25 protein-coding genes are annotated in these 26,181 nt (G+C 39.5%); 14 read left to right on the forward strand and 11 right to left on the reverse strand.

The window, feature by feature from the left end; translation table 11 throughout:
- Position 1: 1 nt before the first annotated feature.
- Both V7O61_RS11290 and V7O61_RS11295 read left to right on the forward strand, forming a co-directional pair.
- Positions 2 to 370, forward strand: a complete 369-nt coding sequence (locus V7O61_RS11290) for an ATP-binding protein (protein WP_023845873.1) — start codon at positions 2 to 4, stop codon at positions 368 to 370.
- A 4-nt stretch (positions 371 to 374) separates the two neighbouring features.
- Positions 375 to 1,358, forward strand: a complete 984-nt coding sequence (locus V7O61_RS11295) for a formylmethanofuran dehydrogenase (RefSeq protein ID WP_407281739.1) — start codon at positions 375 to 377, stop codon at positions 1,356 to 1,358.
- Positions 1,359 to 1,392: 34 nt separating this feature from the next.
- On the opposite strand, the gene V7O61_RS11300 is transcribed toward V7O61_RS11295, so the two are convergent.
- The 3 genes from V7O61_RS11300 to pyk form a co-directional block, all read right to left on the reverse strand.
- Positions 1,393 to 2,811: a PhnD/SsuA/transferrin family substrate-binding protein gene (locus V7O61_RS11300; protein WP_407281738.1), complete on the reverse strand. Its 1,419-nt coding sequence runs from the start codon at positions 2,809 to 2,811 to the stop codon at positions 1,393 to 1,395.
- A gap of 6 nt (positions 2,812 to 2,817) precedes the next feature.
- Complete coding sequence (locus V7O61_RS11305) at positions 2,818 to 3,111, reverse strand: hypothetical protein (protein ID WP_407281737.1); 294 nt, start codon at positions 3,109 to 3,111, stop codon at positions 2,818 to 2,820.
- A gap of 96 nt (positions 3,112 to 3,207) precedes the next feature.
- Positions 3,208 to 4,647 carry a pyruvate kinase gene (pyk, locus tag V7O61_RS11310; protein WP_023845870.1) on the reverse strand — a complete coding sequence of 480 codons (1,440 nt, stop codon included), beginning with the start codon at positions 4,645 to 4,647 and terminating at the stop codon, positions 3,208 to 3,210.
- Between the two features lie 183 nt (positions 4,648 to 4,830).
- On the opposite strand from pyk, the gene V7O61_RS11315 reads away from it, so the two are divergent.
- Positions 4,831 to 7,878, forward strand: a complete 3,048-nt coding sequence (locus tag V7O61_RS11315; protein ID WP_407281736.1) for an FAD-binding and (Fe-S)-binding domain-containing protein — start codon at positions 4,831 to 4,833, stop codon at positions 7,876 to 7,878.
- Between the two features lie 248 nt (positions 7,879 to 8,126).
- Here the strand turns inward: V7O61_RS11315 and V7O61_RS11320 are convergent, their stop codons facing one another.
- Positions 8,127 to 8,324, reverse strand: coding sequence for a DUF4926 domain-containing protein (locus V7O61_RS11320; RefSeq protein WP_407281735.1), 198 nt, complete (start codon positions 8,322 to 8,324; stop codon positions 8,127 to 8,129).
- Positions 8,325 to 8,697: 373 nt separating this feature from the next.
- Here V7O61_RS11320 and V7O61_RS11325 point away from each other — a divergent pair, with 373 nt between their 5' ends.
- Positions 8,698 to 8,943 carry an AbrB/MazE/SpoVT family DNA-binding domain-containing protein gene (locus V7O61_RS11325; RefSeq protein WP_288069849.1) on the forward strand — a complete coding sequence of 82 codons (246 nt, stop codon included), beginning with the start codon at positions 8,698 to 8,700 and terminating at the stop codon, positions 8,941 to 8,943.
- Between the two features lie 23 nt (positions 8,944 to 8,966).
- A complete protein-coding gene (locus tag V7O61_RS11330) occupies positions 8,967 to 9,305 on the forward strand; it encodes a type II toxin-antitoxin system PemK/MazF family toxin (RefSeq protein ID WP_288069851.1) in 339 nt (112 codons plus the stop codon).
- A gap of 240 nt (positions 9,306 to 9,545) precedes the next feature.
- On the opposite strand, the gene V7O61_RS11335 is transcribed toward V7O61_RS11330, so the two are convergent.
- On the reverse strand, positions 9,546 to 9,905 hold the full coding sequence (locus tag V7O61_RS11335) for a hypothetical protein (protein ID WP_407281734.1): 360 nt from the start codon (positions 9,903 to 9,905) through the stop codon (positions 9,546 to 9,548).
- A gap of 126 nt (positions 9,906 to 10,031) precedes the next feature.
- Here V7O61_RS11335 and V7O61_RS11340 point away from each other — a divergent pair, with 126 nt between their 5' ends.
- Complete coding sequence (locus V7O61_RS11340; RefSeq protein ID WP_407281733.1) at positions 10,032 to 10,667, forward strand: hypothetical protein; 636 nt, start codon at positions 10,032 to 10,034, stop codon at positions 10,665 to 10,667.
- Positions 10,668 to 10,750: 83 nt separating this feature from the next.
- Here V7O61_RS11340 and V7O61_RS11345 read toward each other — a convergent pair whose 3' ends face one another.
- Complete coding sequence (locus V7O61_RS11345) at positions 10,751 to 10,945, reverse strand: hypothetical protein (RefSeq protein ID WP_023845863.1); 195 nt, start codon at positions 10,943 to 10,945, stop codon at positions 10,751 to 10,753.
- 79 nt (positions 10,946 to 11,024) lie between these two features.
- A complete protein-coding gene (locus tag V7O61_RS11350; protein WP_407281732.1) occupies positions 11,025 to 11,519 on the reverse strand; it encodes a flavodoxin family protein in 495 nt (164 codons plus the stop codon).
- A 282-nt stretch (positions 11,520 to 11,801) separates the two neighbouring features.
- On the opposite strand from V7O61_RS11350, the gene V7O61_RS11355 reads away from it, so the two are divergent.
- Complete coding sequence (locus tag V7O61_RS11355; RefSeq protein ID WP_407281731.1) at positions 11,802 to 12,299, forward strand: hypothetical protein; 498 nt, start codon at positions 11,802 to 11,804, stop codon at positions 12,297 to 12,299.
- Here V7O61_RS11355 and V7O61_RS11360 read toward each other — a convergent pair.
- Positions 12,200 to 13,096: an IS5 family transposase gene (locus tag V7O61_RS11360; protein WP_407281566.1), complete on the reverse strand. Its 897-nt coding sequence runs from the start codon at positions 13,094 to 13,096 to the stop codon at positions 12,200 to 12,202. The two genes, V7O61_RS11355 and V7O61_RS11360, sit on opposite strands and share 100 nt — an antisense overlap.
- A 155-nt stretch (positions 13,097 to 13,251) precedes the next feature.
- On the opposite strand from V7O61_RS11360, the gene V7O61_RS11365 reads away from it, so the two are divergent.
- The 3 genes from V7O61_RS11365 (at position 13,252) to V7O61_RS11375 (ending at position 19,743) form a co-directional block, all read left to right on the forward strand.
- On the forward strand, positions 13,252 to 13,692 hold the full coding sequence (locus tag V7O61_RS11365; RefSeq protein ID WP_407281730.1) for a PKD domain-containing protein: 441 nt from the start codon (positions 13,252 to 13,254) through the stop codon (positions 13,690 to 13,692).
- Positions 13,693 to 13,963: 271 nt separating this feature from the next.
- Entirely contained in the window at positions 13,964 to 16,792 is a 2,829-nt protein-coding gene (uvrA, locus tag V7O61_RS11370; protein WP_023845860.1) for an excinuclease ABC subunit UvrA, read from the forward strand.
- Positions 16,793 to 17,040: 248 nt separating this feature from the next.
- A complete protein-coding gene (locus tag V7O61_RS11375; protein WP_407281729.1) occupies positions 17,041 to 19,743 on the forward strand; it encodes a histidine kinase N-terminal 7TM domain-containing protein in 2,703 nt (900 codons plus the stop codon).
- Positions 19,744 to 19,759: 16 nt separating this feature from the next.
- On the opposite strand, the gene purB is transcribed toward V7O61_RS11375, so the two are convergent.
- Positions 19,760 to 21,094 (reverse strand): adenylosuccinate lyase, encoded by a 1,335-nt coding sequence (gene purB / locus V7O61_RS11380; RefSeq protein WP_407281728.1) that lies wholly within the window; start codon positions 21,092 to 21,094, stop codon positions 19,760 to 19,762.
- A 349-nt stretch (positions 21,095 to 21,443) separates the two neighbouring features.
- Here purB and V7O61_RS11385 point away from each other — a divergent pair, with 349 nt between their 5' ends.
- The 4 genes from V7O61_RS11385 (at position 21,444) to V7O61_RS11400 (ending at position 24,898) form a co-directional block, all read left to right on the forward strand.
- Positions 21,444 to 21,911 (forward strand): hypothetical protein, encoded by a 468-nt coding sequence (locus V7O61_RS11385; RefSeq protein ID WP_407347397.1) that lies wholly within the window; start codon positions 21,444 to 21,446, stop codon positions 21,909 to 21,911.
- Positions 21,912 to 22,297: 386 nt separating this feature from the next.
- Entirely contained in the window at positions 22,298 to 23,494 is a 1,197-nt protein-coding gene (locus tag V7O61_RS11390; RefSeq protein ID WP_023845856.1) for an ammonium transporter, read from the forward strand.
- A 10-nt stretch (positions 23,495 to 23,504) separates the two neighbouring features.
- A complete protein-coding gene (locus V7O61_RS11395; RefSeq protein WP_023845855.1) occupies positions 23,505 to 23,840 on the forward strand; it encodes a P-II family nitrogen regulator in 336 nt (111 codons plus the stop codon).
- Positions 23,841 to 24,082: 242 nt separating this feature from the next.
- Positions 24,083 to 24,898 carry a PHP domain-containing protein gene (locus tag V7O61_RS11400; protein ID WP_407281727.1) on the forward strand — a complete coding sequence of 272 codons (816 nt, stop codon included), beginning with the start codon at positions 24,083 to 24,085 and terminating at the stop codon, positions 24,896 to 24,898.
- A 30-nt stretch (positions 24,899 to 24,928) separates the two neighbouring features.
- On the opposite strand, the gene V7O61_RS11405 is transcribed toward V7O61_RS11400, so the two are convergent.
- Together V7O61_RS11405 and V7O61_RS11410 are read right to left on the reverse strand one after the other, a co-directional pair.
- Positions 24,929 to 25,381 carry a hypothetical protein gene (locus V7O61_RS11405; RefSeq protein WP_407281726.1) on the reverse strand — a complete coding sequence of 151 codons (453 nt, stop codon included), beginning with the start codon at positions 25,379 to 25,381 and terminating at the stop codon, positions 24,929 to 24,931.
- A 26-nt stretch (positions 25,382 to 25,407) separates the two neighbouring features.
- Entirely contained in the window at positions 25,408 to 26,115 is a 708-nt protein-coding gene (locus V7O61_RS11410; protein ID WP_023845852.1) for a type 1 glutamine amidotransferase, read from the reverse strand.
- Positions 26,116 to 26,181: the final 66 nt, after the last annotated feature.

Raw genomic sequence — 26,181 nt, forward strand, 5'->3', positions numbered from 1 at the left:
CATGGCAAAGAGACTGATAGTTAAGATAGATGAAGAGAAATGCACTGGTTGTGGAAAGTGTGTTTCACCATGTGCCGAAGGTGCTATACAAATAATAAATGGCAAGGCAAAGGTTGTTGCAGAGGAACTCTGTGATGGAATGGGATTCTGTATTGGAGTCTGCCCTGAAGGTGCCATCACCATAGAGGAAAGAGAAGCAATTCCTTTTGACCTGAGAAAAGCCGAATCCCAGCCAAAGACAACAGATGTTTCAATCAAGTGTTTCAGCTGCGGCTGCGGTGAACAGGATAACTACCTCATGCCAGTCAGGCATAACATGGAAAGTCTCTGGGTCTGCACAAAATGCCTTCCACGGCTTATTCACGGATGAGATAATGGCAATCGAGATTTCCCTTGAAGGAACTGCAGATTATATCTGCGACTATACTTTCAATTTTTACTGGCACAATAACAGCCTTAATCCAGATTCCCTGATACCCGGACAAAATGGAACTACATTCACATACAGGAATATTGTCAATGAACTAAAATCAGGTGGAGAGGTACGAATAACCGGAAATGTAGGATCGAATTTCGCCTACAGCCTTGGTGCTGATATCAAACATCTTGGCGGAAACGGGGAAATTGAGAGAGCAGGCAGAATATTCGTTGATGGAAATGTCGGACCTGAAGCTGGAATGGGAATGGTTTCCGGCACACTGTATGTCAAAGGTGATATCGAATATCCAGTTGGAAATATTGTGGAACTTGTCAGCGATGTTGCTGAATACAGGAAATTCCGCTCAATTACAGATATACTATGTAACGGAACCGGCAGTGATGAAATCATTAACAACGAGTTCGATGAAACTGAAAATACATTGATTCTGAAAGATGGAGTTCCCAGAGGAACCGTGGCTGCACGATGTAACTGTGATTCAAAGGTTATCATTGAAGGTGACGCCTACAACGGAACAGCAATGCTTGCCAGAAAAGCTACAGTTATAGTTAATGGAAATGCCGGTATGAACACAGGTTCACATCTTAACGGTGGAACTGTTGTCGTTCACGGAGAGGTCGGAGAGTTTGCCGGAGCTTACATGAAAAATGGGAAGCTCATTTTCCTGAACGCTAAAGGGTTCATAGGTGCCGGAATGGAAGGCGGTGCTATCTACAGTAAGAACAAGTCGAAAACCAGCCCTCCTGCTGCAAAATCCAGAATGAAAGGAGAAGATAGCAGCCTTATAAGAGAACTTATGGATGCAGGAAGAGTTGAATCTATGCTCTATAACAAATATGAACCGGATAAGGAAAAAGAAAAGTACGTTGAAGTTCATATGCGTGACGGTTCAATTGTTATGCGTAAGATAGACGGATAATTGGTGTATAAAAACTAAAGCTGTTCTGCCAGAGTTATGCTTTTTCCAGCGTGACCCAGAAAACAGAACCTTTTCCTTTCGGGTTATCCTCAACACCTACGCTACCTTTGTGGATCTCAACGATTCTTTTTACAATAGCAAGTCCAAGACCGGTTCCTTTTACACCTTTCTTATCAGCACGCTGGAACCTGTCAAAAATGAATGGCTTTACATCATCCGCAATACCATCGCCTTCATCAGCAACCATTATTTTCCAGAATTTATCATTGTCCCGGACAGAAATAGAAATTGTGCTGCCAGCAGGACTGTACTTCAAAGAATTAGAGACAATATTGGAAAAAACATCTTCAATTACATCATTGACACGTGAATAATATTCAGTTCCATTTTCATAGACCAGATTGATTCCTTTCTTTGAAAACTCGTGTGAAAAACCGTCAACAACCGAATGCAGTATTAAACCGATATCCTGGGACTTAAACTCTATCTCTTTATCAGATTCAAGTTTAGCAAGTTTTGCAGCAGAACTTATCATTGCGGCCAGATGATCAGTCTGGCCACATATCATCTTTAAAGATTCCTTTTTTTCAAGATCAATCTCTTCCGCATAAAGTACATCGCTAAAACCTCTGATTACATTTACCGGGTTCATCAGGTCATGTCTCATAATGTCTGTGAAGAGATCCTTGATCCTGTTTGATGATTCAAGTTGGGATTTCTCTTTCTTGTCATGCATCCAGCGTGAATGGACTGAAAAAAGGACAAAAATCAGAATTATGAATCCCAGAATGTACCAATGCTGGATGAAAGCATCCTTAAGAGTTATTTTTCCGTAGTCAGCATACATTCCATATCTGAGATCACGCATGAGGACAGCCACAGTGTTGTAATCTGCCGGAACTGTCCAGCCACTAGCACCTATAGAAATTGCTGCTTCACTGTCCGCAGGCATGGTCAGCAGGGCTATTGCCATGCTTTTTGAAACTTCATCAGATGTTGATGCTGTCTTTGCAAAAACCCAATCCGGGTAAAGTGCAGTGCTGGCTGAAAACGGATAATCATCATATTCTTTCTTGTTCAGGATTTTGATGTCATCTGTGTCTATGCTCCCTTCTTCTATCATATATTCCAGAAAACCTGTCCGGACAGTACCGGCATCGGTATCTCCTTCAATTACAGAAAATACCGTATTTCTCTGGGAATTGCCAAAGGTCATCTCGCTGAAATCATTGTTGTTTATTCCATTCAGATGGAATTCTCCTTTTGCAGCCAGATATCCTCCTAAGGAATTTTCACTTACAGCCATGAATGAATTGCCTTTTAAGTCCTGCAGGGAATTGATATCAGTTCTGTCAGCACTTGTAAAAATAGTTCCTCCCAGACCAATATATGATGTGTTGTTCCATTCTGGATGGAATGTTGCTATCCTGCTGGCCCCATGGGCACGTGCCATTTCCACTTAGAGTAAAGGGTTGCAATAAAAGAAATCGATGTTATCTGTTTCCAATTTAGGGGAAAACTCATCATATTCAAGAGGAACAATCTCAAAACTGGAGTTTGGAATACTATCTGACAGATAATCAACTACCGGCATCCATGCCTGTTTAGTAAAATCTTTATCTTCGTAAATCGAAAGAACGGCAATCCGGTAGCTATGAGATTCATCCGGCTCACAGCTTACGATGGGAACAAAGAACATGCTAAATATGAACAAAAAAAGCGCTAATCTTGAAAAAATATGGAGTTTTTCCATTTTCCCAACACCCAATACGTGCAAACGTGCAAAATATACTATTTTGCTAACTATATTTATGTTTTTGGAAACTGAATTTACAAATTGACAAAAAAATCATTCAGCAACAATAAACTTCAGGAAATTAGTGCCACCGGATCTACCACCACCAGGAACCTGCCCCTGTGTTAAAAGAACCAGATCCCCAGGTTCAATATTTCCCAGCCTTTTAAGGGAATCCATGATTGTAGCTTCCCATTCATGGACTTTCAATATGACAAATACAGGATAAACCGCATACTGCAAGGTAAGCTGTTCACACGTCAGTGAATTGCGGCTGAATGCCAATATCCAGACATTTGGCCGGAACCTGGATATCAAACGTGAAGTTTTTCCGGATACAGTAGGAGTTATTACGTAACGAACCGGGAGACTGCGAAGAGCTTCATTGACCTGTATAGAGATTACATCCTCGATAGTCGGATTCATTTTATGTATTGCTTTTGTCATCAACTCAAGCCCAAGAGTGGTGTGATCACGCCATTTTTCCGTTGATTTTGCAATTGTAGCCATCATCTTTACTGTTTCAACAGGATATTTTCCTACTGCAGTTTCTCCAGACAGCATAACTGCATCTGTGCCGTCTATTATTGCATTTGCCACATCTGTTGCTTCAGCTCTTGTAGGACGGATGTTACTGATCATTGACTCAAGCATTTGTGTGGCGGTTATCACTGGTTTGCTGAGAAGATTTGCTTTGTGGATGATCTTCTTTTGTATGATAGGAACTTCCTCAATAGGAACCTCCACTCCAAGATCACCACGTGCTACCATTATAGCATCGGTCTCCTGCAAGATAGAATCAATATTCTTTACTGCCTGCTCACGTTCTATTTTTGAAACAAGGAATGCTGTTTTTCCTTTTGATTCAATATAGTTGCGTGCCTGTACAACATCATCTCTGGATTCTATAAAAGAAAGACAGAATATGCTAATACCTTCTTTCAAGGCAAAATCTATAATTTCAAGATCCTTTCCCGTTATCGGACTTACATATATCTTTGAACCGGGCAGGTTAATACCTTTTTTAGAGAAAAGCGGACCGCCTACAACGACTTTACAATGAATATCCTCATTTTCTATTGCATCACAATTGAGCTGAATAAAACCATCACTAAGATAAATCGGACTGCCTGGTAAAACACTATCTGCAATCTGTTTATACTGAACAGGAATCACTGAATCCTTTCCAAGAATATCCTTTGTAGTTAAAGTAATCCGGTCATTTTTTCTCAATATCATGGGTTCATTTTCAATTACACCAACCCTGATTTTCGGACCCGGGAGATCCGCCATGATTGCAACCACCTGATTAAGTTCATCAGCAGCATCCCTGATCCTCTTGATAAGTTTGCGATGGTCATCCATATCACCATGAGAAAAGTTCAGACGGGCAACATTCATTCCGGCAATAATGAGCTCCCTGATCATTTCCGGAGATGAGGTTGCAGGGCCGATTGTACATACGATCTTTGTTTTGTGGTCAGGCAAATCCATACATTATCCCACCTTAAAGATATTCAGTAATCAATATAATTGTTCTTATGGAACTGATTAAATTTAGGTTTATTTGGAAGTATTCAAGTCAGTATATATAGGGACATATAGAGATACCATATAATCACACGTCTTTAAAAATATTTTAAATATAAGAATCCAATATATATTATGGGGTTTATCATGGCAAATTCAACATTTGAACTAAGTGAGCAACAAAAAAAGGAACTCTCCGATATTTTTGGCAGAGGGGTCAATTTCAAAGACAAGGAAAGACACTTTTACTCACATGATGTGGGAGCATTACCTTCACTCATAAAAACAATGGTGGGTAAGTCCAAGCCCGCAGCAATTGTAAAAGTAAAGAATGAAGAAAAAGCTGTCGAACTTATTAATTTTGCACGTAAATACAAAATACCCGTTGTTCCAAGAGCAGGGGCCTCATCAGGGTACGGTGGAATCATTCCTACAAAAGGAGGAATTATTGCCGATGTAACTCCCATGAGACATATAATCAATCTTGACAAGGATAATCTCAGGGTTACCGTGGGAGCAGGTGCCGTGTGGTACAACCTGGAGGAAAAGCTCAACGAGGAAGGACTTGCAGTACAGGCTGTACCTTCAAGTGCAATGTCTGCAACCGTTGGTGGCTGGCTTGCCCAGAATGGTGTAGGCTATGGAAGTTACGAATACGGCTGGTCACAGGACACCATGGAATCTGCAAGGGTTGTCCTTCCAAATGGTGAAGTGAAGGATTTCTCAGGTGAGGAACTGGGAAAGATAATCGGAACCTTTGGAGCCACCGGAATTATTACGCAAATTACCCTGAAACTCAGGAAATACGAAAAGACTGGAGCAATCTCTGCAAAATTCCCTGATGCATCTTCAATGAAAAAGGCTATCAAGATGGTCGGGGAGAAAAAAGTCCCGGTATGGGCAATCTCATTCTTAAACCCGCAGTGGGCTGATATGAAGAACAAAGCTCCGTACAAAACACACTACGGGGAAACTGTTGATGAACACAGACCCGAACTGCCACTTTCATACATATGCAATTTTGCTTATCCAGTATCAAGAGATGTAAGTGCACTTGAAGGCATTATCAAGGAAGCAGGCGGAGAGATTCTGCCAGATGAAATTGCCGAGCATGAAACACAGGAATGGTTCAGGTCAATGAAAGTAAAGAGACTTGGTCCTTCATTCATTCCGGCTGAAGTTGTTGTTCCTGTTGACAAAATAGATACTATTTTCAATGAAATTGAGAAGAAAATTGGTTTGCCTGTCCTTGTTGAAGGAATGGTCACCAAAGGCGAAGAAGCCATCATGCTCTGTTTCATGCCTCACTCGGAAAGGTCTTTTAAATACAATCTTGCCTTCCCGCTTGCCCTGAGTATTGTAAAAATAGCAGAGGAGAATGGCGGAAGGATTTACGCTTCCGGCCTTTATTTTGCAAGTCAGGCTGAGAAGGTTTACAGGGACCGGTTCAAACTCATAAATGAATTCAAGAAAGAGGTTGACCCTGATGACATCATGAACCCTGAAACAATGACAGGCAAATCCATGATTAATACAGGACTTTCCATGGCAAAAACATTCGAGCCAATGGCACGTATGGTCGGAAACATGTGTGGAGTAGGGCACCAGGAATTCAAGGATGAAAAAGGACTGCCCGGGGATATTATATCACATGCATTCACCTGCGCGCAGTGCGGTTATTGTGTTAACGAATGTGACCAGTACTACGGTCGTGGCTGGGAATCACAGTCGCCTCGTGGAAAGTGGTTCTTCATTAAGGAATACCTTGCAGGAAAAATGCCCCTTGACCAAGAACAGGTTGACACATTCCTTGCATGTACAACCTGTGAAATGTGTGACTATTATTGTCAGCTTGACCTGCCAATTGAACGCTCGTGGATGACACTGAGAGAGAATTTAGTCCAGAAGAGAGGTATGATGACAATCCCTCCGTTTGAAATCATGGCTCAGAGTCTGGACAACCAGAGGAACATCTGGGCGAATTACAGGGTTGACAGGGATAAGTGGATACCTGATGATCTCAGGCCAAAAATAAAGGATAAGGCAGAAATTGCTTACTTTGCAGGATGTACTGCCTCCTTTGTTGAGAAGGATGTTGCTGTGGGAACTGCAAGGCTGCTTGATGAGGCAGGAATTGAGTTCACAACCCTTGGTGATAAGGAAGCATGCTGTGGTATACCCATGCTTGTTGCCGGAAAGTGGGATGTGTTTGAGAGAATCCTGAAAATGAATATTGCCAATATGCAGAAAGCAGGTGCAAAGACCGTTGTAACTTCATGTCCTGCATGTCTGCTTATGTGGAGGACGATCTATCCACAGTGGGCTGAGAAGCTTGGAATGGATTTTGATATTGAGGCAAGGCATTATTCTGAAGTGCTTATGGATAAGCTGGATGTGCTCAAACCGAAGTTCAAGGTGCCACTGAACAAGACTGTTGCATGGCATGACTCATGTCACATTGGCAGGGCAGGTGCAGGAGTATATGATGCACCACGTGAACTGCTTAAGGCAATCCCAGGTGTTGAATTTAAGGAAATGGAGCACAACCGTGAGAAAGCACTCTGTTGTGGTTCCGTTGTAACACTTATCGACGAACCGAAGGTTGCATCGAAGATTGGTAATGTCCGTTTGCAGGAGGCTGTGGATCAGGATGCTGACATTATGGCTGCACTCTGTCCGTGCTGTGTTGTCCAGTTCAGGGTAGCTGCAAGGGAGAACAATGTCAATGTAGAGATCCAGGACCTTGGTGCACTTGCAGCCCGCAGTCTTGGATATGATATACCTGACACCACCAACGATGCACTTGCTGCATGGGCGGTTTTCGAGAAGATGATCGACCTGATGGAGCCTGAGAACATGACAGAGATGATGGTTGAACTGCTGCCTGATATGATTGGAGCCATGCCATCATACATGCAGGCAATGATGAAGACGGTGAAGTACGTGCCGGGAATGGACTCACTCATGAAGCCTATGATGCCAGTAATGATGCCTATGCTTATGCCTTCAATTATGCCAAAGGTCATGCCAAAGATGCTTAAGGCTGTTGAAAAGAGAGTCCCAATGCCGGATTACATGCTCGAGCAGATGCCAGACCTCATGCCGGCTGCAATGGGTAATCTTCTGCCTAACATGCTTCCGCAGCTCATACCTCTGCTGACACCGAAGATGATTGAGTATATTAAGGCGAACTGAAGAATTAGATTTGTTTGACATTGCTTAAGGGCAGTGTCAGATTCTTATTTTGTTTCTTTTTTGTGATTGGCTTAAAGTGTGATTGTCAGTTTTACCTTATCAAATATTTCCGATTAGTTGGCATAATAGGAAAAAAATTTCCTTCACCCTCGCAAGATACCAATAAAACAGATTTTCTATATAAATTAAAAAGTGTTTTTAAGAAAGTCATTGGAAGTCTTTCCTTAATTAGGGTGTTTAGGAATTTACTAAGCTTGGTACTTTTCAATGTCATCAGGCAAAAGCACTACTTGTTTGAAATCATGCACATCAGCCATAAATTCAACTTCATAAGCTTCATATGGTTTACTATAAACTTCAATAATAACACCAATATCTCCTTTTTTTATACCTTCTTCTGGTATGTCTTTTTTTATTCTTACGGTCTCAAATTCTGAAAAATGCATATTAACACCTATGAGTTAATTCTTTATTTCCTTTTCTTGGCGTTTCCTGTATCTGTATTCCATTATTAGTGTGTTCAGAAATCCATAATATTCTCAAAATTATCATAAACCAAATCAAAGTAATCATGTTCCTCACTAAGCTGATTTGATCTCACATGTTTCGGAAATTTTCTTCCAGATTGTTTATTGCTTCCTCAAGTTCATCAATTGATTTTATCAGTTATTGTGATTTGGAGTTGATGGACTCTTCTGCAGTCATGGAGATTAACTATTTATAATAATAAAACACAGTATATCTTACATGTCTTACATGAACTACATGTAAGCGTGCATGGTACAAAAAAAAGAAGCAGAAGCACTAGGAGGATAAATTGTGTCTGTATTAGACATTCGCACTGCAACAATAACAAGCAAGGGACAAATTGTAATCCCATCTGCCATGCGAAAAGGGCTTTTTGAAGTCGGAAACAAAGTTGCAGTCATAGCCAAAAATGATCGTATAGAAATTCGTCCGCTCGATGATATTGAGACTCGGATGGATACCGCGATAGCATCACAAAAAGCCCTTTCCAAACTTTGGGATACTCCTGAAGAAGATGAAGCATGGAACTACCTATGAACAAAAAATAAGAGGAAAAAAAAGTGAGTCACTGGAATAAAGGTTCGATAGTAGTAATTCCATTTCCGTTTACGGATTTGACGAATACTAAGAAACGTCCTGCACTTGTAATTGCTGATTTAGAAGGAGACGATGTAATACTAAGTCAAATAACGACTTCTTCGAATCGGCAAGACGAATACGCTGTACCGTTAAGTCAAGCAGATTTAGATGAAGGCTCTTTAAAGGTAGAAAGTCTTATTAGGACAAATAAAATATTTACAGCTGCAGAAGATATAATAATATACAAAATAGGAACAATCAATGCAGCTAAAATGGAAGAGGTCCAAAATAAGTTAACAGACCTATTTACAAAGAGATAATATTCATCTTATCTCTACCTTTTTTTATACGGTGTTTTATTTTCTGAAAATTCATTTGAGAAGTGATGAATTCCAAGTAAACCATTTTTCCTTTATTTGACGAAACAGGAAGTAATCAACCATTCAATAACAAAGTTCAAGGTTCTGGATAGCCTTGCAGTAAAACGGAGATTAGTTAAAATGAGAAAGGGTTTTTCAAGATGCTAACAAACGTTTTTCCTTCACTTGTCAAATCGTGATTCATATAACAGGAATATCCGACTTTTTTCTCATGTACAACATTACTACCAAAATAGTTGCCATACCACCAAGTTCATTCATTAAATGATTAAATTCAATATCTAAGAAGTATGTTGTTACCATAACAGCAAACCAGATGAAAATAGCAATTACTGTACTTTTTAAATCAGTTCTATATTCTATTTCTTTTACTTCCTCATCTTCTTTAACTATGATTCCTGATAAGAAATAAGCAAAAAGGAACACTAAAAAAATAACAGGACCAAGTATCATCCAGAAATAAAACTGGGGTAGTTCTGGTAAAGCGTCTCTGAAAATTATAAGGATTATAGAAAGAAGAAAGGCTCCTACACCACCCATTATTCTTTCACGTATTGTTATTTGTCGTCGTTTCATCATTACACACATCATTAATATAGAACAGTAGTATACTTTTTAACAATATTTTTATCAATGATAAATAAGTTATACTACGTTATGAATTTAATGGAAACAAAAAAGACATTGATACTTTTTATTTTACTAGCCTGTTTACTCATTTCAGGCTGTGTTGGCGATGAAGATGAAAGTGTATCTGAAAACTATTCGGAGTCAGGTATTACTCCCGATGTTATAATTGACTCCAGTGATGTACCGGGACTTAATTTAGATAACTATTATTTCTATGCAGTTCCTGAAAGCGACATTTACACTCACAACTCCTCTTCCGGGAGTACATACAAAGACGCTTTACCATCAGGTACCCGCAATGTTGGAGAGAAATCATATTGGATGGATGAATCCGGGCAACATGCAGTAGCCGTTGAAATTGAAAGATATGATTCTGATGAAGGACTGGAGGCAATGTTTGAAAACGGAAAAGAATGGATGGAAATTCTCAGAAAGTTAGACCCACAGGATGCGAACTTGCCGTGGGCAGAATATGAAGATGATACTTGCAACTTTGGCACTAATGGATATTATCAAACAAAGTCCTCCTTAGATGAACCTGATATTTCACGTACTAACATATTATTCATGACATCTAATAATGAATTGGTAACTATAAATGTAAGAGATGAAACAGGCAAAGACCGGGATGAAGCTATGAGAATTGCCAAAATAGTCGAAGAAAGGCTTTGAAGCAAATCTAATAAGCTTAAAAATAAAGAAAACAGAGAAAGAGATGAATCATAAAGACCCATCCCCTATTCATTTTTTGAGAATTACTTTGGAATTGGTTTGTCAGGCGTTACGCCATAGTATTCTGTTCTTGCCTTGCCCCATGGACAACCTTTCGCGCCAAAAATCTTAAGTTCAAGATTCTGGATAGCCTTGAAAAAGCCATTTCCGGCACGTGCACCTCTGCATACAAGACAGTAGTTCTCACAGAATACTGGAGCTTTCTTCTGGTCTGTCACTAATTATCCCCTCCGTTGGTCTCTAATTTGTTTAGATTGGTTTGTCGTTTTTCCAGATAAAGATAAGTCAGACAGGTTATTATAATTTAGCCTGAATTGCCTTTGCGAATTCCTTTGCCTTCTGGATACGGGATTCATCTGGCTGACCTTTTGTTGATGGGCCCATTTCACCGAATGCTTTCATCTGTGGATCATCTGCCTGAAGGAGCATGTCGATAACAGGCTGTGCGAGTTCTCCCTGGCAATCAAATGAACCAAGAACATTTGCACCTGCTGCTGCTTCCTTGCATGAGCCTGTCCATGAGTGAATTGCCTCAAAGCCTTCAGGAACTGCATGGGTCATAAATATTGCAATGTTCTTGCCGGCGGTTTTCTCGCTTATGAATGACTTCACCTTAGGAGGAATGTCAAACTGCATAACAGGGAATCCGATAAATGCAAGGTCATAGCCTTCAAGGTCTGTAACATCATTAATTGGTTTGATGTCTTTTTCGCCTTCAAGTTCACCATAAATGGATTCTGCAATCTTCTGTGTGTTTCCGGTCTGGGTCAGGTATGTAACGAGTGTCTTCATAATGAAATCCTCTTTTTTGTGGATATTTAGATTATCTACTATAGATTTATATAGATAAGCGTTAGAAAACTGTAGCTTTTTTAATGTGATACAAAATTATGACTCACAAAAAGAGTCTGCATTCAGGTAATCTATTAACCATTACACTCAAAGATAATACATCTAAATTAAAAAATACATTATTTATACATCTTAATTTTTAAGAAAAAGGAGAGTGGAGTTTCAAAAATAGAATTTGATTCAACCGACTTAATTCAGAATCAAAAAGCAAATATGATGCAAATGATGAAAAACAGATTAATCGTCCCTATCTTAATATTCTTTCTCGTAGTATTAACCGGATTTGCAGATGCAGATGCAAATCCGGAAACAATAACAAACCCGGGAGTTGTAGCTGAAAACACCCACATCACAATAAAATCAGGTGAAACTCTTATGGTGAATTCCGGAGAGAGCCTCATGATTGAAGCCGGTGCAAGTCTCACCGTAGAAGCGGGAGCTAAAATAGAATTTGCTTCAGGTTCACAAACAGAAATCTATGGAACTCTCACAAACTATGGAAAAATAATAAACTATGGAACAATCAACAATTACGGAAACATTGTTAATTACGATTACCAGCGTATCCCCGGAATTATCAACAACTATGGAAGCATTAATAATTACAAGAATATTAAAAATTACGGCTCTGTAGAAATCCTTATTTTGACAATAAGTATAACCATGACATATCTGTCAAGGTTATGCACTAATAGTTTGAATTTTACTTCTTTCAGTTGATTCCAATACTTTTTTGCCCTTATTTCCTCACCATATTTCCTTTTCAGGACAGAGAACATTGTTTCAACCAGATTTCTGTTATGATACAAATCTTTATCAAATTCCCATACCATTTTTCTGCGGTACCCTCCTTTTATTCTCTTCCTCTTTCTTTGTCTCAAAGGAATCATGGCTATGGATTCAAGTTGTTCTCTTGTTAGTGAATGTATATTTTCAGAATCGTATCCTTTATCCATCACATAGTACTTTGATCTACGAGTTTTATGGCATTGCCGCAGCAATGCCATTGCATGCTTTGCATCATGAACTGGTTTACCTGATATCCTGAATCCAGTAATTATGAACTTTCCAGTATCAACAGAGATACTTGTTTTCAGGAAAGATCTTCGCTTCTTTCCCGTCCTCCAGGAATAATAATAGCTACAATGTCCACTAGTAAATCCGCTTGAATCAATAGCAGTGATCTCTATTTGTTCTCCATGGGAATAGAACAGCTTTAGTGTTTGGTGCAATAGTCCACTGAAGTAGATAGATTTTAGTCTTGTAATGAATTTGTGGAGAGTAGTAAAATGTGGAATCTGTTTTAGTCCAATTCTCTCTTTAACTTTATCCATTAATTCTACAATTTCTACGATATCCCGATAATCTTCATCAAGATACTCTTTCAACAAAACCAATGTCAAGAGCTGATGCTGAGTGTATTTTCTTTTAGAATATTTACAGCTATATATCTGGAGGTGTGAGTTTCCTGATACAGCTAACGCTGTATCAACAAACTTTAAGTACTTATTAGACAAAACACAATCATCCCCTATGTGTTTTCTGTGGTAAGTAATACTCAGGGGATTTATTATTTTTAAATTAGTATGCTAAAATAAAATCCGAAGTAGGTTTTCTACAGAGCCAAAATTACAGCGTAATTAATGGTGGGTTTAATAATGCTCCAATAGCTGTGATTACAGCTCCTGAAAAAGTTCTTGTAAATACTAGCACAACTATTTACGGAACAAACTCAAGTGACGAGGATGGGTTAATTGTTCATTATATGTGGGATTTTGGAGATGGTGACACTGCAAGCAACAATAATGGAGTTTGTTCCCACATTTACCGGAAAACCGGGACTTATACAATAACATTGACAGTGGAAGATAATGAAAGTACTGTCAATTCCAGTACCCTGACTTTAGTAGTTGCAGATAGTCTGGAAGAAAAAACGTTTTTTTCTACGCTGACACAGGAAGGCAGCATAACGGAAAATGTTGCAGAAGCCGTATCAACTATAGCTCCCACATCAACTACAAGCATGCTGAATATGGATTTCTCCTCTTTAATTCCTCCTGCAATTGCCATAATGATTTTGTTTTTGGTTCTCTGTATTAAAGTAAAAAAGTGAAATGAAAGTATATTCTTCCGGCTGAATCAGAATACTGAGTAACTGATTATGTAATAATACTTTCACCCTGCTTACATCTTCGTTAAATACAAAATTCTACAATTAGCAATATATGACAGAGTTTGAGAAAAGAGTAAAACTGATAACAACAATCAGGAGTATTCAGAAAAAGAGTGCTGCTTCCAGAGATAAAAGAAAAAAGCAGGCATTTTTCTGAAATTTGTTCGCCATACCACAAACTATACTTATTAGTAAGGCATCAGAGTAGACAATGTCATTGAGCAGCATCAGGATAAAGGGTGCCAAGGAGCACAATCTTAAGAATATTGACCTAACTCTGCCACGTGATAAACTTATAGTTATCACAGGACTTAGCGGGTCTGGAAAATCATCGCTTGCTTTTGATACTATTTACGCTGAAGGACAGCGCAGGTATGTTGAATCTCTTTCAGCATACGCAAGGCAGTTCCTCGGTCTTATGGAAAAACCGGATGTGGAGTATATTGAAGGACTCTCACCTGCAATTTCCATCGAGCAGAAAACTACAAGCAAAAATCCCCGATCTACCGTAGGAACCGTCACTGAAATCTATGACTACCTGAGACTGCTCTTTGCCCGCATAGGTATCAGGCACTGCCCTGATTGCGGACGTATAATTGAAACCCAGAGTGTTGACCAGATAGTTGACAGCATAATGAACATGCGTGAGGGAACAAAAATACACGTACTTGCCCCACTTGTCAGGGAAAGGAAAGGAGAATACAAGAAACTACTTCTGGACCTTCGCAGCGAAGGTTTCACAAGAGTACGTGTTGATGGTGAGATTCACCTGCTCGAAGATGCCGAAGACATTGAACTCGGGCGTTATTTCAAACACAATATCGAAATCGTTGTCGACAGGCTTGTGATTAAAGAAGGAATTGAGGAAAGACTTTCAGATTCCGTGGAAACAGCACTTGAGAAAAGTGGTGGGACTATCACAGTTCAGGTACTTGACGGGGAAGAACTTACATTCAGTGAAAAACTGGCATGTACTTCATGTGGTATAGGCTTTGAGGAAATGGAACCAGCGGCATTCTCATTTAACAGCCCGCAGGGTGCATGTCCTGAGTGTCACGGTCTTGGAACTTCAATGGAATTTGACCCTGACTTAATAGTCCCTGATAAAAAGCTCACCCTGAATGAAGGAGCTGTAGAACCCTGGTACAGCAAGAAAAAAGATGGGTACTACATGCAATCACTTCAATCTCTTGCAGATCATCTTGGATTCTCAATGGATGTACCATTTGAGGAACTTGACTCTGGAATTCAACACATTATATTCTACGGAAGCGAGGAGCTTATTCCGTTTGTTCATGTTGGAAGAAACGGTGGAATGTGGAAACACAAAGGACGCTTCAAGGGAGTTATTGCTAACCTTTCAAAAATCTATGAAGGAACTGAATCCGAGAACAGTAAGGAAAGAATGAGCCGGTACATCAGTACCAAGCCATGTCTTACATGCCACGGGAAAAGACTAAAACCTGTCACACTTGCAGTAACCATTGACGGCAGGAATATTATTGATACCACAGAAATGTCTGTGGAAGAAGCTCTGGAATTCTTCAAGGAACTTGAACCAAAGCTCAATGAAAGAGAATACACTATTGCCCGTCTTATACTCAAGGAAATAAAAGCAAGACTTGGATTCCTTGTTGACGTAGGGCTTGATTACCTTACACTTAGCCGTTCAGCAGCCACACTTTCCGGTGGTGAAGCACAGCGTATCAGGCTTGCAACACAAATTGGATCAAGTCTTATGGGTGTGCTCTACATTCTGGACGAGCCGAGTATTGGCCTTCACCAGAGAGACAATCTAAGGCTTATAACAACCCTGAAGCATCTAAGGGATATCGGAAATACAGTCCTTGTAGTTGAACATGATGAGGAAACCATATGCAACTCTGACTATGTTGTCGATATGGGGCCCGGAGCAGGAATCCACGGAGGAGAAATTGTTGCCGAAGGGACTCCTAAACAGATAATGAAAAACAAGGATTCCACTACCGGAAAATATCTCAGTGGAAAAATCAGGATTGAAATACCTGAAACAAGAAGGGAACCTACAGGCACAATGATACTTCGAGGTGCAAGCCAGAACAACCTCAAAAATGTGGATGTTGAATTCCCACTTGGAATATTGGTCTGTGTTACCGGTGTATCAGGTTCCGGTAAAAGTACGCTTATCAATGAAACACTTAACAAGGTGCTTGCAAAGCAACTTAATAAAGCCAGGGACATTCCTGGAAAATACAGTTCAATTGAAGGTCTGGAAAATGTAGACAAGGTTATTACAATCGACCAGTCACCAATAGGACGGACACCCAGATCCAATCCTGCAACTTATACAAATCTTTTTACTCCAATCAGGGAACTCTTTGCCCAGACAAAGCTGGCACGTACCAGGGGTTACAAACCGGGACGTTTCAGTTTCAATGTCCGTGGCGGACGCTGTGAAGCATGTTCCGGTGACGGTATAATTACAATAGAAATGCATTTTCTGCCTGATGTGTATGTTCCATGTGAAGTATGCCATGGAAAACGCTACAACAGGGAAACCCTGGAAGTTACTTACAAGGAAAAAAACATTGCCGAAGTCCTTGATATGACTGTGGAGGAAGCTCTGGAGTTCTTCGAGAATGTACCAAAAATCAGCAGGAAACTTGAAACATTAAACGATGTCGGCCTTGGATACATTAAACTTGGACAGTCATCTACTACATTATCCGGTGGAGAAGCCCAGAGAGTAAAACTAGCAACGGAACTGAGCAAGCGTTCAACAGGCAAGACTGTTTACATACTCGATGAACCTACAACAGGACTTCATTTTGATGACGTTAAAAAGCTCCTTGAAGTGCTGCAGAGACTTGTTGATGCAGGTAACACAGTAATTGTCATCGAGCATAATCTGGATGTCATCAAAACTGCAGACTGGATAATTGACCTTGGTCCAGAGGGCGGAGACCGCGGTGGAGAAATCATCGCACAGGGAACACCTGAAGAAGTATCGGAGAATAATATTTCCTATACCGGACAATTCCTGAAGAAAATGTTAGAATGAAATATTCCCATTTATTTATTTATTTATTTATTTTTTAGAGATGTGCAACAATGCGCATATTGACGATTGCTAAAAATATCACCATCAATAGACATATTAGTATACAACATAACGCCAAACAAATATAATATTAGTTTATATATTTTGAATTACTATATGTAGTTGATACCTTCAATAATTCTAAAAAAACATAAGAAAGACTCACTATCAAAATGAGTCTGTTTAATACAAATCATAGATAAATAAATATGTATCTTAACTACTTTGCACTACCACTGATAGTACTGATAACAATTCTCAGTGCACTACTATTTCATGCAAGAAAACATAAAGAAGCAAATGGAACAACCTGTTTCTCATTAATGTTGATTGCAACAATAATCTATTCACTGTTTTATTCACTTGAAATTTCATCTACAAACTTTGACACAGCATTGATTTTCTATAAACTGGAATACATTGGTATTCCTTTTATCCCTGCTTTTTTACTTACATTTTCAATAAAATACACAGGAAAGAAACAATGGTTAACAGCACCCATTATTGTATCCATTTTTACGGTGCCGTTGATAACAATGATACTGGTATTCACCACAGAGAGACATTCACTTTACAACCAGAACCTGATGATGAGTACTAATACTCTTTTCCCGGCACTTAGCTTTGAGCCAGGCATATGGTATGCAGTACAGGAATTCTACAATGTACTATGTATAATGTTTAGCATATTACTCATGCTGAAAATGTGGCTTGAGGTAATCCCTGCCCTAAGAAAACAAATATCCATTGTTATGGCTGGTATCTTAATACCGTTTATGGTGCTTCTTCTTTATGTAGCTGGAATGTTTCCTGAAGGTCTTGATGCAATTCCTTATTCTCTTGCGTTTTGCGGACTGGTAATATACATGGGACTAACCCGGTATAAGCTACTGGATATCGCACCAATGGCCCGCAGTGCACTTTTTGATAAAATACCTGATGGTGTAATCGTTCTTGACCAGATGCAGAGGATTGTAGATTGCAATGGATCTGCTAAACAGTTTCTGGGAATATCATCTGAAGATATTGGGAAGAATATTACTGTTCTTATGGAATGCTGGCCAGAACTTGACATTGCCAAGCATAACTCTGCTGAAAAAAATAGTATTGAAGTCCCAATGAAAGAAAATAATGGAAATACTATCTGGCTAAAAATAGATTTCCTGCCTATGTACAGTGATGATAATTATATTGTGGGCCAAATGATAATATTAAGGGACATCACAGAAAGCAAAAATGCAGAGGAAATTTTGCTTCAGACAAATCATGAACTTGAAGAAGCAACCGCAAGAGCACAATTTATGACTGCACAGGCAGAAATGGCAAACCGTGCAAAAAGCGAGTTCCTTGCCAATATGAGCCATGAAATCAGAACTCCCCTTAATGGTATAATAGGTTTTTCAGATATTCTTATGCAGACTGAACTCAGTAATAAACAAGAACGTTATATGCAGACTGTTTATACATCTGCAAATTCATTGCTTGATATTATCAATGATGTACTTGACTTTTCAAAAATTGAAGCCGGTAAGCTTGAACTTGATCCTGAAAGGACTGAAATTGCAGAATTGCTTGATACTATAACGGATATTGTACAATATCGTGCACAGGAAAAAGGACTTGATCTCAAACTTACTATACCGGATGAACTCCCATTCCATGTTACTGTTGATCATCTGAGGCTGCGTCAGGTACTTGTTAACCTCCTTAGTAATGCCATCAAATTTACAGAAGAAGGTGAAATTGAACTTAGAGTTGAAACAAATCCTTTACCAGATACTGATAATGAAATGGAGTTTATATTTTCCGTTATTGACACTGGCATTGGAATTGAAAACGATAAGAAAAAACTGATATTCGAATCATTCTCACAGGCAGATGGTTCTATCACACGTAAATATGGAGGAACCGGGCTTGGGCTTACAATATCCAACAGCCTTCTGCAAATGATGGATTCAAAACTGGAGCTTGAAAGTAATTTCGGAAAAGGAAGTACATTTTCTTTCAGGGTAACTCTGCCTGTTGAAAAATCAATTAAAGAGTCTGAAAATAAATCACCTTGTCACAACATTGCCAGAAAATGCAATGAAATCAGGAAATGTTCCATACTTGTTGCTGAAGACAATGAAACAAACATGGAACTTGCATGCATCATTATCTCTGATTTCCTGCCGGAAGCTGAGATACTCAAAGCTGAAAACGGCATAGAAGCTGTAAAAATTTTCCTGAATGGAAAGAAAAAAGGACAAAAAGAAGTTGACATGATCTTCATGGATGTGCAGATGCCTGAAATGAACGGACACGATGCTTCTATGAAAATCAGGGAAGTTGAAAACGAGATTGGTGGACATGTCCCTATTGTAGCTTTGACAGCCAGTGCGTTTAAAGGTGAAAAAGAAATGTGCATCCATTCAGGCATGGATGATTATATTACAAAACCTGTGGTATCAGATGTTATATATGATATCCTTAACAGATGGCTATATAACGAAAAAAGCGATGATGCGGAAGAGGTCAAAAATGCAGAATTCACTGAATCTGAAAATAGGAATGAACCTGTCCACTTTGACAAAGCAAGACTTATGAATACCATTGCAGGTGATGATGAGACATATAAAAGACTCAGTACAATGGCACTGAGGTCAGTCTCTTCAAATTTTGAAGAAATCAACGATAAATACACAGAACAGGATTTTTGTGGTGTGAAGGAAACTGCTCACAGAATGAAAGGTGTTTCACTTAATATTGGTTTCAATATTCTTGCCAACATGGCAAAGGAACTGGAAGACTCTGTTGAGAATGGAGTAGAAAGTATTCCAGAAATGCTTGAAATTATTGAAAACGAGATAGAAGTGATAAAATCAGAAATTAAAAAACATATCAATGTACCTGAATGCGATACAATGATATGAAACTTAGAAGAGAAAATTATCTCTTCAGTTTTGCGACTACCATTTCAACCTGTTCAACGGCAGTGCCGATGTACTTGTCCGAGTCTACAAGGTTGATGATGTCTTCTTCACTCAGATAATTTGCAACTTCTGTGTTTGCCAGAAGTACATCCTTAAAGTGCTTTCCGCTTTCATGGGATTCCATTGCACTGGAACGTACAATCTCGTGAGCTTCCTGGCGACCTACACCGCGCATTGCAAGCTCGATCATTACTGCTTCGCCCATATTCAGACCTCTGAGAAGGTCAAGGTTGCGGCGGATGTTCTCAGGATAGAACCTGAGGTTCTCGATTACACCGATGGCAAGTTTGATGATATGATCTGTCAGTACACATGCTTCAGGGAAAACAACTCTTTCACATGATGAGTTTGTAAGATCCCTTTCATCCCAGAGTGTGTTGTTCTGGAGTTCAGGCTCGATCATTGCACGGACAATTCTTGCAAGACCGCAAATCTGCTCTGACTTGATAGGATTACGCTTGTGTGGCATTGTTGAAGAGCCAACCTGCTTTTTCCTGAAACTTTCCTCAACTTCTGCAATCTCGCTCCTCTGGAGAGAGCGGATCTCAACTGCAATTTTATCAAGGGTTGTTACGGTGTTTGCCATCCACATGACAAATTCTGCGTGGCGGTCTCTCTGGATGATCTGGTTTGAAACGTCAACTGAGCCAATCTCAAGATACTCCATGACTTTTTTCTGGATTTCAATTCCATCCTTACCGAATGCTGCCTGGGTACCTACGGCACCGGTCATCTGGCCAACGATAAGACGTGGTTTGAGCTGTTCCAGACGTTCGATATGTCTTGCAACCTCGGATGCCCATATTGCAAACCTGAGTCCGTATGTTGTTGGGACACCTATCTGTCCGTGTGTTCTTCCTGCACATACAAGATTCTTGTTGTTTTCAGCCTGTGTAAGAAGTACATCCAGAAGCTTGCGAATCTTATCATCCAGAATAGCAACTGCCTCCTTTAACTGAAGGCCTGTTGCAGTGTCAAGCATATCATTGGAAGTTGCTCCGAAGTGAACCCACTTATCAGCGTTCTCTTCACACTTCTCAGAGATGGCAAGTACAACAGCCATCATATCGTGGTGGATCTCGTCCTCGATCTCTTTTACCCTTTCAAGTTCCACAGAACCTATGCTGCTTTCTATAATATCTGCAGCTTCCTTAGGAATAAGTCCGATGTCTGCTTCAGCCCTGGCAAGAGCAGCCTCAGCTTTCATTATTTTTTCCAGGCGGTTAGCCTCGCTCCAGACGAATTTCATTTCATCTGTGCCGTAACGGTATTCTATAGGATGAATTGCCATTTATTAAATCTCCATGAAATTGATGTCTAAACATATCTATATACAGACATATTATAGATATCATTTAAATTAACGGTATGACTCTGCTATAGTTAATCTACCAATAAATAGGCTTTGTATGGGCAATTTTTGACCTGTCATGAATAGTTGAATGATCAATTATTCTCGTCCTTAAAACCATTTTTTATGTGCGCCCATCACAAAGTGTTTAATTTTTTTGGACCAGACATTACTTTTGCTTACTAGAAAATAAATGCAATATTATTTTTCCAGTTTCGCCAAATAAAGGAAAATCATCAGTTCTTACTATTTTAAAACATTCACAGGATTAACGAAAAATTTTAAGTAATTGGAACATACTGTTCTATTTGTATTAATTAGTTATTTAGGTTTTATATTCATGCCGATACCAGAAGTTAACAATCATGAAGATGATATGTATTTGTGTTGCCCTAATTGTGGATACACCGGACTTTATTATGAAACTGGAATGAAACTCGGTCCAATTTATCACTGCAAACGCTGTGGATATATTGGCACTTTTGTCATTGAAGCAAATCAGGAAATGAGGGCAACAATAGAAAAAGGACTGACAAAAAAAATAGACGATAACCCATTTACCGCTGATGAGTATATTCCATTGAAGCGCAAAATTCTATATTCAACAATTGTAATGTCAGCAATATATTATGCACTAGTCCATTTATTCCCTGAATATTCAACAACCTTAAGTTTGGCACTTTTCTTTTTTTATTTCCTTATTTTATTGTTTACTTTATCTAAAATGAACTCAATCAAAAATAGCCTAAAACCCTAATAATGAAGTTCACAAACAGAAGAATTATGCCTAAAATGATGCCGTTATTACAATAATCAATCAAAAAGACGGCATTCTATAAGTAACATCTTTGAAACTTCCAACGCCATACTGGAAAAACGCTATTTTTCTTTTATACTATCCCGGTTTTTGTGCTAACAATAGAAGTGCTCCGAATCTTCAAAGATACAGTTCTGCCTGAATATCGAGTTATACCAAATGCTTTTACCAAAATGCAGAAAATGATGGATACCTAATCGATATATTTAAGTATATGCACATCGGAAAGGGGAATAGTATTGCAGATATCCGATTAACATTATTTAAACATAGGTGGAACTATGGAAGAAATTATAGAATACATTCTCGAAAAACAGGTGATCTAAGTGGCAATCGACACAGGAGATACTGCCTTTATTATCATCTGTACCGCTATGGTAATGCTCATGACCCCGGGGGTCGGGCTCTTTTACGGCGGAATGGTACGTAGTAAAAACATAATATCCATGATAGCAATGTCTTTCATTTCATTTGCTCTTGTGAGTATCCAGTGGGTAACAGTAGGGTACACACTTTCCTTCGGTTCTGATATTTCAGGATTCATCGGAGGTCTGGATCACCTCTGTCTTGCAGGCGTAGGTCTTGGCGGCGACGGCATTCCTGACATGCTGTTCATGGTATTCCAGCTTGTTTTTGCAGGTGTTACACTGGCAATTCTTACATCAGGTGTAGCAGGACGTGTAAAATTAAGTTCATTCATGGTACTTGGTGTCCTCTGGACAACAATAGTCTATGATCCTCTTGCCCACTGGGCATGGGGAGGCGGCTGGGCAGGAGAGCTCGGTGCTCTTGATTTTGCCGGCGGTACAGTCGTACACATAAGTTCAGGATTTGGTGCCCTGGCACTTGCACTTGTTATAGGTAACCGTATGGGCTTTGGCAAGTACAGCATGGAAGCAGAAAACATTACAACAACCCTTCTTGGAGGAGCAATGCTCTGGTTCGGCTGGTTCGCATTTAACGCAGGAAGCGCACTTGCAGCAGACGGACTTGCAGTAAATGCACTTGTAGTCACCAACGTATCCGCAGCATCAGGAGCAATTACATGGATGCTCGCTTCATGGATAAAGGGAAAGCCAAGTTCACTGGGTCTTATCAGTGGAGCCGTAGCAGGTCTTGTAGCCATCACACCGGCATCCGGTTTTGTAGGACCAATGGCTGCTATCATCATTGGTGGTTTTGCCGGACTTCTCTGTTACGGAGCACTTCTGTTCCGTGTACGCAAGGGACTTGATGAGAGCCTTGATGCATGGGCAGTACATGGTATGGGAGGATTCTGGGGTGCAATTGCAACAGGAATCTTTGCAAGTGCAGCAGTGGGTGGAGTCGACGGACTTATCTACGGAAACACACACCAGTTCCTTATACAGCTTCTTGACGCATCCGTTGCAATGATATATGCATTTGTTATGACCTACATACTTGCTGTAATAATTGACAAGACAATGGGATTGCGTGTAACCGAAGAAGAAGAATATGTTGGACTTGATATCTCCCAGCATGGAGAATCCACAACAGCCTGAGGTGGTATGAATGAAGACAGTAAAAGCAGTAATTCGTCCGGAAAAGCTCGAAGACGTAAAGGCAGCACTGGAAGAGAAAGGTTACTTTGCAATGACCGTTACAGAGGTTAAAGGTCGTGGAGCGCAAAAAGGTATCTGTCTCCAGTATAGAGGTAAGCAGATCAAAGTGGACATGATCCCAAAGACTGAGATAGAAATGGTTGTCGGTGATGAGGATGTAAGACCTATCATTGAGATAGTCAGAAAGAGTGCCAGAACCGGGAAATTTGGTGACGGTAAAATCTTTGTCTATCCTGTTGAGATCGTTGCTGCCATAAGAAACGACGACGAAATAGTATCAGAATGATATGAGGCACACCCTCATATCCCTTTTTTAATTTCTTTGTCTTTGTTTGTTTGATCTACTTTTTCTCTGCATTTACCTGTCAATATATAGATTCCCTGAACAATATATTTTATGTAGATTAATTATATATTAGCTCATTTCAATGCAAATGCATCGAGACGTACGAAGGTGTAATTATAGCTAATCTAGCAGATCTGCATACCCACACATGCTACTCCGATGGTGATCTAAAACCAAAAGAGTTGATTAAACTGGCAAAGAACAAGGGAATAAAAATCCTGAGTATTACAGACCACGATACTGTTGATGGACTCTGTGAAGCCAGATGGGAATGCGACAAGCAAAACATAACCCTGATACCGGGTATCGAATTTACTACGGAGACAGAGTATTCAGGAATTGAAGTACACATACTTGGGTATAATTTTGATCCTGAAGACAGCGGACTTCTCAGAATGACGGATCATGCAAAGCAAAATGCAAAAGACTATTGCATGAAAGTTTGCGCTGCACTGGAATCACATGATATGGAAATTGATTATTCTGTCCTTGATAATGTAAAAGGAATAATCACAAAACATGACATCACACTTTCTGTACAGAATAAAGTGATGAACAATTATGATTTCCACAACATCTGGCTGTCAGATGATTCGCCACTGGACATAAGCATGGAGAAATTTCCTGTTAAAAAAGCAATCAAAACAATTCACAGGGCTGGTGGAAAAGCCGTGTGTGCCCACATACTCAGGACACTGGAACAAAACAACAGGATGTCACTACTTCCATACATGTCTGAATCACTCATCAGATGTGGTCTGGATGGATTTGAAGTATTCTATGCAAACAGCAGCAAAGAACAAGTGAACACAATGTATGAATTGTGTTCTGCACAGGGACTGATAATGACAGGTGGATCCGATTTCCACGGGGAAAACAGAACAGGACGCTGCCAGCTTGGAGAATATAATAGTTATACTGCAGAGTTATTCAGTGATATTTCAGGAATTCTTGTAAACAGCTACAATGGCAATATTATGGAAAAAGCCATTGCTTAAACCTGATATCATTTGATTTTGGATATTGTATTATTCTGAAACCCAGTCTGCCGGAACAACTATCTCGGTGCCTTTGCGGGCTTTACCATAAAGTGGTATCTCAAAATCTACATTCTCAAGAAGAGATACTGAAAGTCCACAACTATTGCCTCTTGGAACACACTGAAGAACAGTTGCTTTAATGCAATGAACCTGGTTTTCGGAACCAAACGATGGAACACAGATTACAATAGTATCGCCTATATTGGAAGGCATTTTATCTTCAAATTGAGCTATCTTTTTGTAATCCAATGCAAAACCGGTTCCTTTTAGATTGTTTTCGACATCCCTTTCGTCCAGATCAAGAGCTTGTGCTATCTGAGAAGTAGAATAGCCATTTTCATGCAGAAATGCCGTTGAACCTTTTTTGAGATAATCAAGGTCAGAGTAGCTAATAGGACGTGTTTTACACAATTTTCTCATATACTCGATATCTTCTTTCATAATGCAACCTGCTGTAAGTTATATTGTTAAGTTTTTTCTATATTTTCTTCAAACCAGTCAAGTATTAAAAACATCAGATCTGCTGAAGCTTTTATCAGGTCATCACGACCCCTTATTTCATTTTCAGATGAGACATAACGGCTTTTTTCTGCCAGATCAGAACTGCAATTTTCAAGCAGACTTTCAACGCAACCTGCATCAACTTCCGGATGGAATTGTAAAGCCAGAACATTGTTACCATAAATAAAGCCCTGCTCCGGACATGCCTCGCTTTCAAAAAGTCGTCTGCATCCGGGAGGAAGTGTAAATGTATCGCCATGCCACTGGAAAACAGTCATCTCTTTCTGTACATTAATAAACTGGAAGTCCGTGTCCGGTTCATCTAAGCTTCTTACTTTGTGCCAGCCTATCTCACGGTCTTGATTTCGGCTTACTTTCCCACCGAGAATCTCGGAAAGCATCTGGGCACCAAAGCATACTCCATAGACAGCCTTTCCGCAATCCATAACAGATTTTACAAACTCTTTTTCCTTTTTTAACCAGGGATATTCATCTTCCTGGTATACACTCATGAGACCACCCATGATGATAAGTAGATCAATATCACCAGGCTCAGGATAAATCTGATTTTCAGAAGGCATGATAACAGAAAACGAATGTTCTTTTTCAAATATCCAGTCCCTGATGTTTCCTAAGGTTTCAAAATCCAGATGAACAAGACAATGTATCTTCATGTGACTCTATCCCGAATGGAACGTACAGGTTTAAACCTTTTTGCAAAATCATGATATGAAATTTTA

Origin of the sequence: Methanolobus sp. WCC1, from assembly GCF_045690315.1 — an archaeon.
GTDB classification, from domain to species: domain Archaea; phylum Halobacteriota; class Methanosarcinia; order Methanosarcinales; family Methanosarcinaceae; genus Methanolobus; species Methanolobus tindarius.

Bases quoted from the DNA above. Each gene is read 5' to 3' on its own strand.
- V7O61_RS11300 (WP_407281738.1), bottom strand. From the start codon at position 2,811: ATGGCACGTGCCCATGGGGCCAGCAGGATAGCAACATTCCATCCAGAA.
- pyk (WP_023845870.1), bottom strand. From the start codon at position 4,647: ATGGATTTGCCTGACCACAAAACAAAGATCGTATGTACAATCGGCCCT.
- V7O61_RS11355 (WP_407281731.1), top strand. From the start codon at position 11,802: ATGATGAAAAACAGATTAATCGTCCCTATCTTAATATTCTTTCTCGTA.
- V7O61_RS11405 (WP_407281726.1), bottom strand. From the start codon at position 25,381: ATGAAAGAAGATATCGAGTATATGAGAAAATTGTGTAAAACACGTCCT.
- V7O61_RS11410 (WP_023845852.1), bottom strand. From the start codon at position 26,115: ATGAAGATACATTGTCTTGTTCATCTGGATTTTGAAACCTTAGGAAAC.
- purB (WP_407281728.1), bottom strand. From the start codon at position 21,094: ATGGCAATTCATCCTATAGAATACCGTTACGGCACAGATGAAATGAAA.
- V7O61_RS11295 (WP_407281739.1), top strand. From the start codon at position 375: ATGGCAATCGAGATTTCCCTTGAAGGAACTGCAGATTATATCTGCGAC.
- uvrA (WP_023845860.1), top strand. From the start codon at position 13,964: ATGTCATTGAGCAGCATCAGGATAAAGGGTGCCAAGGAGCACAATCTT.
- V7O61_RS11305 (WP_407281737.1), bottom strand. From the start codon at position 3,111: ATGGAAAAACTCCATATTTTTTCAAGATTAGCGCTTTTTTTGTTCATA.
- V7O61_RS11320 (WP_407281735.1), bottom strand. From the start codon at position 8,324: ATGCATTTTTCAGAATTTGAGACCGTAAGAATAAAAAAAGACATACCA.
- V7O61_RS11290 (WP_023845873.1), top strand. From the start codon at position 2: ATGGCAAAGAGACTGATAGTTAAGATAGATGAAGAGAAATGCACTGGT.
- V7O61_RS11340 (WP_407281733.1), top strand. From the start codon at position 10,032: ATGGAAACAAAAAAGACATTGATACTTTTTATTTTACTAGCCTGTTTA.
- V7O61_RS11335 (WP_407281734.1), bottom strand. From the start codon at position 9,905: ATGGGTGGTGTAGGAGCCTTTCTTCTTTCTATAATCCTTATAATTTTC.
- V7O61_RS11395 (WP_023845855.1), top strand. From the start codon at position 23,505: ATGAAGACAGTAAAAGCAGTAATTCGTCCGGAAAAGCTCGAAGACGTA.
- V7O61_RS11315 (WP_407281736.1), top strand. From the start codon at position 4,831: ATGGCAAATTCAACATTTGAACTAAGTGAGCAACAAAAAAAGGAACTC.
- V7O61_RS11375 (WP_407281729.1), top strand. From the start codon at position 17,041: ATGTATCTTAACTACTTTGCACTACCACTGATAGTACTGATAACAATT.
- V7O61_RS11350 (WP_407281732.1), bottom strand. From the start codon at position 11,519: ATGAAGACACTCGTTACATACCTGACCCAGACCGGAAACACACAGAAG.